Genomic DNA, 5,164 nt, shown 5'->3' on the forward strand with positions numbered 1-5,164 from the left:
GCGTCGGCGGCACGCGCACCCGCGAGGCATGCCTCGAGGACGGCTCGATCATCGAGCTCGGCGGCACGCGCATCCGGTTCCGGATCTTCGACGAGCCGTTCGAGATCCGGCTCGCCGAGCAGGACCGGTTCGGCGCGCTGCTCGGGCGCTCGGTCGCGATGCGCGAGCTGTTCGCGCTGTGCGAGCGTGTCGCGCCTACCGAGGCGGCGGTGATCATCGAGGGCGAGACCGGCACGGGCAAGGATCTGGTCGCACGCGCGATCCACGCGGGCTCCCCGCGGCGCGCGAACATGTTCCTGCCGTACAACTGCACGAGCGCGACCCGCGAACTCGCCGACAGCCAGCTGTTCGGCCACCGCCGCGGCAGCTTCACCGGCGCGCTGACCGATCAGCCCGGACTGGTGCGCACGGCCGCGGGCGGCACGCTGTTCCTCGACGAGATCGGCGACCTGCCGGCCGACGTGCAGCCCAAGCTGCTGCGGTTCCTGGAGCAGGGCGAGATCATGCCCGTCGGCGAGACGCGCCCGCAGCACGTGGACGTCCGCGTCCTCGCCGCCACCAACGCCGACCTCGAGCAGCGGTGCGGCGAGGGCCGGTTTCGCGAAGACCTGTACTACCGGCTGAGCGTCATCCCCATCCACCTGCCGCCCCTGCGCGGCCGCGGCGACGACGTGCTGCTGCTGGCGGAGCACTTTCTTCGCACGCTGGCGGGGCAGTACGGCATGCCCGTCCCCACGCTCACGCCGGAGCTGCGGCGTGCCCTGCTGGGGCACACGTGGCCCGGCAACGTCCGCGAGCTGCGCAACGGGCTGGAGCGGGCCCTGCTGCTGAGCGACGGCCCCATCCGCCCCGAGGACCTGTTCCACGGGCCGCCCGTCCCCGCGCGCGGCGACGGGGGCGACGGCGTGCTGCCCTTCCCCGCCACCATGGACGAGATCGAGCGCGCGGCGGCGTTCGCCATGCTGGAGCGGGTGGACGGCAACAAGAGCGCGGCGGCGGACGGGCTGGGCATCAGCCGGTCGCGGCTGTACCGGCTGCTGGAGGGGACGGATGTACCGGAATGAGACACCCCGTCCCGCCGCCGTACAGGCCGGGCGGGCGGACATCGAGCAACCACGCGGGTTTTGGCGCGGCGCGGGCGTTGCCCGTTCCCCTTGGCGGAACGGGTATCCGCATCCCACGCCGTCCATCCGTCTTGAAGTGAGACCATGCTGAGCAACCGACTCGCGCGCCTGGCCGTGCTGCTGGCGCTTCCCGCGGCCCTGGCCGCCTGCGAGAACCCGTCCGGCGACGACGACTTCGTCCCCGGCGAGGACCTCGTCTTTCTGCGGACGGGGCCCGACACCCCGCACCTGGAGACGTACGACACGTCGTTCGTGGCCGTGAAGGGCGAGGACGCCGAGGTGCGCATCGACTACGTGAACGGCGAGGAGTGCCTGCGCTTTCGCCTGGACGACGATTCGCTCCTGCGGCGGCCCAACGGTACGGCGTTCCGCGACGGCGACACGGTCACCATCCGCATCCGGGTGGTGGACACGGGCTACTTCAACTTCGAGTTCCAGCCGGCGGGGCTGCGCTTTGACCCGGACGAGCCCGCGGAGCTGCGCGTGGACTACGGCCGGGCCAACCCCGACTACAACGGCGACGGCGAGGTGGACGGCGACGACGACGACTTCGACTTCGGCTGGTGGCGGCAGGAGCAGCCGGGGCAGCCGTGGCAGCGCATCGGCAGCGCGCGGGTGCACGACCTGACGGAGGTGCGGGCGGAGCTGGAGGGCTTTACCCGCTACGCCCTGGCGGGCGGGAACTAGGCGCCCCGCGTGTCCACGTCCCCGCCCGTGCCGCTGGACCGCGAGGCCGCCCGCGAACTTCGCGGGCGGCGGCAGTGGCTGGTGCTTGCCAGCGCCGGTGACCGGCTGGGGGACGAGGCCCTGCTGGCGGAGCCGGAGGTGGGCTACGCGTACGCGGCGGCGTGCCGGCACGTGGGACGCCCCGAGCGCGCCCTGCAGGTGGCGCTCACGGTGGAGCCCGAGGCGCGCCGGCGCGGCGATTGGCGGCTGGGCGGCGAGGTGGTGAACCTCATCGGCAACATCCTCTTCGAGACGGGGCGCGTGCCCGAGGCGCAGGCGCGCTTCGAGGAGCTGCTGGAGCACGCCTCGCGCTGGAACGACGAGGAGTTCTCGGCCCGGGCCAGCAACAACCTGGGCGTGGTGAGCAACGTCCGCGGCCAGCGGGACCTGGCCCTCACCTACTACCAGCGGGCCCTGGCGGCGTACCAGCGGCTGGGCAACCGCCTGGGCATCGCCGAGACGCACGCCAACCTGGGGATCTCGTACCGCGACCTGGGCTTTGACCGCGAGGCGGACGGGCACTTTCGCCGCAGCATCGAGCTGGCCCTGGCCGAGGGGAGCGAGCGCGTGGCCGCCATCGCCGAGACGGAGCGCGCCGTGCTGCGCCTGCGGGCCGGCGACGCGCGCTTGGCCACGTCGCTGGCCCGCCGCGCCCGCGACCGCGCGCGGGAGATCGGCGACCCCGCGGGCGTGGGCAACGCCACGCGCGTGCTGGCCGGCGCGGCGCGGCTGGAGGACCGGTTGGACGAGGCGGCGGCCCACCTGGACGCGGCGCTGGAGATCGCCCGCGCGCACAGCGACCCGCTGCTGACGGCGGACGTGCAGCGCGACCGCGGCCTGCTGCTGCGCGACACGGGGGACGCGGACGGCGCCCGCGCGGTCCTCTCGGAGAGCGCCGAGCACTTTGCCCAGCTGGGCGCCACGGCCGACGCGGAGGCCATCGCCGCCATCGTGCGGGGGATGGACGGCGACGGGGGCTGAATCGCGGATCCGGAGAACAAACTGCATTTCCACACGGGGCCTGCGGCCAACGGAGTCAACGGTTTTCTTTCGATCAGTTTACCGTTTCCTCCGTTGGCCGCAGGCCCCGTGTGCGATTTTCCGTAAAGGCCATCCCGCGCACGGCAATCAGGCGGGCGTACCCGATCCGGGCTGAAGGCGCCTGCCTGCCCCGGAGAACGACAGGATGTCTCGCCACGAGACACCCTGTTTTTCATGCGCTTAAAATCCGGATTCACGTAAGTCGATGCGCCGCAACGCGTGGCCTTCGCCGTGGTCCACGGCGCGCGCGGGGAGCCCGTCTTGCCCCCTCCGGCGGGCGGGAACCACGCCGGCGGCGCGCCCGTGCACGCGGGGCGATGGGTCCCATCACCTGCGACGGAGGAACGCGCGATGAGAACGAGGCGTGGTTGGACGATCGCGAGCGTGGCGCTGGTGCTGGCCGGCTGCTCGGGCGGGGGTGGAGGCGGAGGAGGCGGGGGTGGAGGCGGCGGCGGCGGGACGGAGCCGCAGTTCGGCACGTTGTCCGGCCAGGTGTCGGCGAACGGGACGGGGATGTCGGGCGTGGTCGTCAGCGTGTCGGGCGCGGGGACGGCCACCACGGACGCCTCGGGCGCGTACCAGGTGGCCAACGTGCCCACGGGGTCCCGCACGGTGAAGGTCACGCTGCCGGCCGGCTTCATCACCGCCGCGGCGGCGGACGGCGAGGGCAGGACCGTCACCGTGACGGCCGGGCAGACGGCGGCGGCCTCCTTTACCCTCAAACGCGGCGTGGAGATCACGGCCAGCGGCACCAGCTTCGCCCCCAACGCCATCACGGTTCCCGCCGGCGGCACCGTGCGCTGGGTGAACGGCGGCGGCTCGCACACCGTCACCCCCGACGCGGGCGCGCCGGCCGGCGCCTGGCAGAGCGCCGGCCTGGGCGAGGGCGCCACGTTCGAGCACACGTTCGCGGCGGCGGGCACCTACAACTACCACTGCAACCCGCACCAGGCGGCGGGGATGACGGGCACCGTCACCGTGGGCCCCGCGGCGGCCAGCACGCCCGAGCCCCGCACGCCCACCGACCCCGGCACGCCGTATCCGTGATGCCGTAGGGGAGCATGCGGAGGCCAGCGGAGTCACCGGCGTTTCACCGTTGACTCCGCTGCCTCCGGGTGAGGATGTCCGTTTCATCGCCCCCGAACCGTCGCCACCCTGGCCCGAAACGGGCTGACCCCGCCCAACGGAATCCAACGGAATCCAACGGAATCGCTTTTCTCCTCCCGCTCCGTGAATCCCTGTACGCGAAACTCGAGCAGGAATCCAGGCCATACATAAACCGATGATCCACCACAATCAGTCGGCTATTGTGGATCACGGCCGCGAAGGCTATGGTATCCGCGCCAACACTGTCCGAAAACGTGGCGCTTACCTTGGACATCGCCGCCCGGACACCCTCTTGTACCCAACGCAGGGGAGGATGCCATGAAGAAGCTCAAGCTCGACGACCTGCAGGTGAACTCGTTCGCCACCACGCCCCAGCAGACCGCCGCGCTTCGCGGCACGGTGCGCGGGCACCTGGACGTGGTCATCTCGGGCACCGGCGCCTGCGACTTCCACACGTGGACGGACAACGTGCAGACCAACGACTGCAACTACGAGAGCATGAACTGTCCCTGACCGGCATCCACCAGGACCGGTCTGCAGAAGCAAAACGGGGTGCCTTCCACGCGGAAGGCACCCCGTTCGTCATCCATCCACCATCCACCGATGCCGATCGGTTACGGCGCCACGTCGTGAAAGGCGATCTCCTTTTCGCGGTCGATCGTGGTGCGCATGGTCCATTCGCTGTCGAACAGCACCAGCGGCGCCTGCTTGGCATCGTACACCAGCATGCGGCCGTGCCCGCCGGCCAGCCGGTTCACCTCGGCCCTGGGGGCCACCACCCAGCGCGCGGCCACGTAGTTCATGTGCTCCAGCCGCGCCCGCACGCCGTACTCGTGCTCCAGCCGGTGCAGCAGCACGTCGAACTGCAGCTTGCCCACGGCGCCCACGATGGGGGCCGGGCCCGTGATGGACTCGGCGTAGAACACCTGGGCGGCGCCCTCCTCGGACAGCTGCTGCAGTCCCGTGTCCAGCTGCTTGCGCTTGAGGGGATCGGTGATGAGGATGCGCGCGAAGTGCTCGGGACTGAAGCGCGGGATGCCCGCGAACTCCAGGTCGCCGTCCGCGCTGAGCGTGTCGCCGATGCGCAGGTTGCCGCGGTCGTGGATGCCGATCACGTCGCCGGGCCACGCCTCGTCGATGAGCGTGCGCTCGCGGGCCAGGAACTG

Annotated in this window: 5 protein-coding genes and 1 pseudogene; 5 read left to right on the forward strand and 1 reads right to left on the reverse strand. The window is 71.6% G+C overall.

Going from position 1 to position 5,164, the window contains the following annotated elements; all coding sequences use genetic code 11:
• From VFZ20_RS28440 to VFZ20_RS28460, 5 genes are all read left to right on the forward strand, one after another.
• Window positions 1–1,064 (forward strand): sigma-54 dependent transcriptional regulator (locus tag VFZ20_RS28440; protein WP_329687351.1); only part of this gene is annotated, 1,064 nt, incomplete at its 5' end.
• Window positions 1,065–1,208: 144 nt separating this feature from the next.
• Entirely contained in the window at window positions 1,209–1,811 is a 603-nt protein-coding gene (locus VFZ20_RS28445) for a hypothetical protein (RefSeq protein WP_329687352.1), read from the forward strand.
• Between the two features lie 9 nt (window positions 1,812–1,820).
• Window positions 1,821–2,831: a tetratricopeptide repeat protein gene (locus VFZ20_RS28450; protein ID WP_329687353.1), complete on the forward strand. Its 1,011-nt coding sequence runs from the start codon at window positions 1,821–1,823 to the stop codon at window positions 2,829–2,831.
• Window positions 2,832–3,242: 411 nt separating this feature from the next.
• A complete protein-coding gene (locus VFZ20_RS28455; protein WP_329687354.1) occupies window positions 3,243–3,938 on the forward strand; it encodes a plastocyanin/azurin family copper-binding protein in 696 nt (231 codons plus the stop codon).
• Window positions 3,939–4,316: 378 nt separating this feature from the next.
• The gene (locus tag VFZ20_RS28460; RefSeq protein WP_329687355.1) at window positions 4,317–4,511 is read left to right on the forward strand and encodes a pinensin family lanthipeptide; all 195 of its coding nucleotides are present in this window, start codon (window positions 4,317–4,319) and stop codon (window positions 4,509–4,511) included.
• 101 nt (window positions 4,512–4,612) lie between these two features.
• Here the strand turns inward: VFZ20_RS28460 and VFZ20_RS28465 are convergent.
• Window positions 4,613–5,164 (reverse strand): annotated as a pseudogene (locus VFZ20_RS28465) (peptide chain release factor 3); the annotation flags it as partial.

The sequence above is a fragment of the Longimicrobium sp. genome, assembly GCF_036280135.1.
Lineage (GTDB): Bacteria > Gemmatimonadota > Gemmatimonadetes > Longimicrobiales > Longimicrobiaceae > Longimicrobium.

Coding starts and splice junctions, on each gene's coding strand:
- VFZ20_RS28445 (WP_329687352.1), top strand. CDS start 1,209: ATGCTGAGCAACCGACTCGCGCGCCTGGCCGTGCTGCTGGCGCTTCCC.
- VFZ20_RS28455 (WP_329687354.1), top strand. CDS start 3,243: ATGAGAACGAGGCGTGGTTGGACGATCGCGAGCGTGGCGCTGGTGCTG.
- VFZ20_RS28460 (WP_329687355.1), top strand. CDS start 4,317: ATGAAGAAGCTCAAGCTCGACGACCTGCAGGTGAACTCGTTCGCCACC.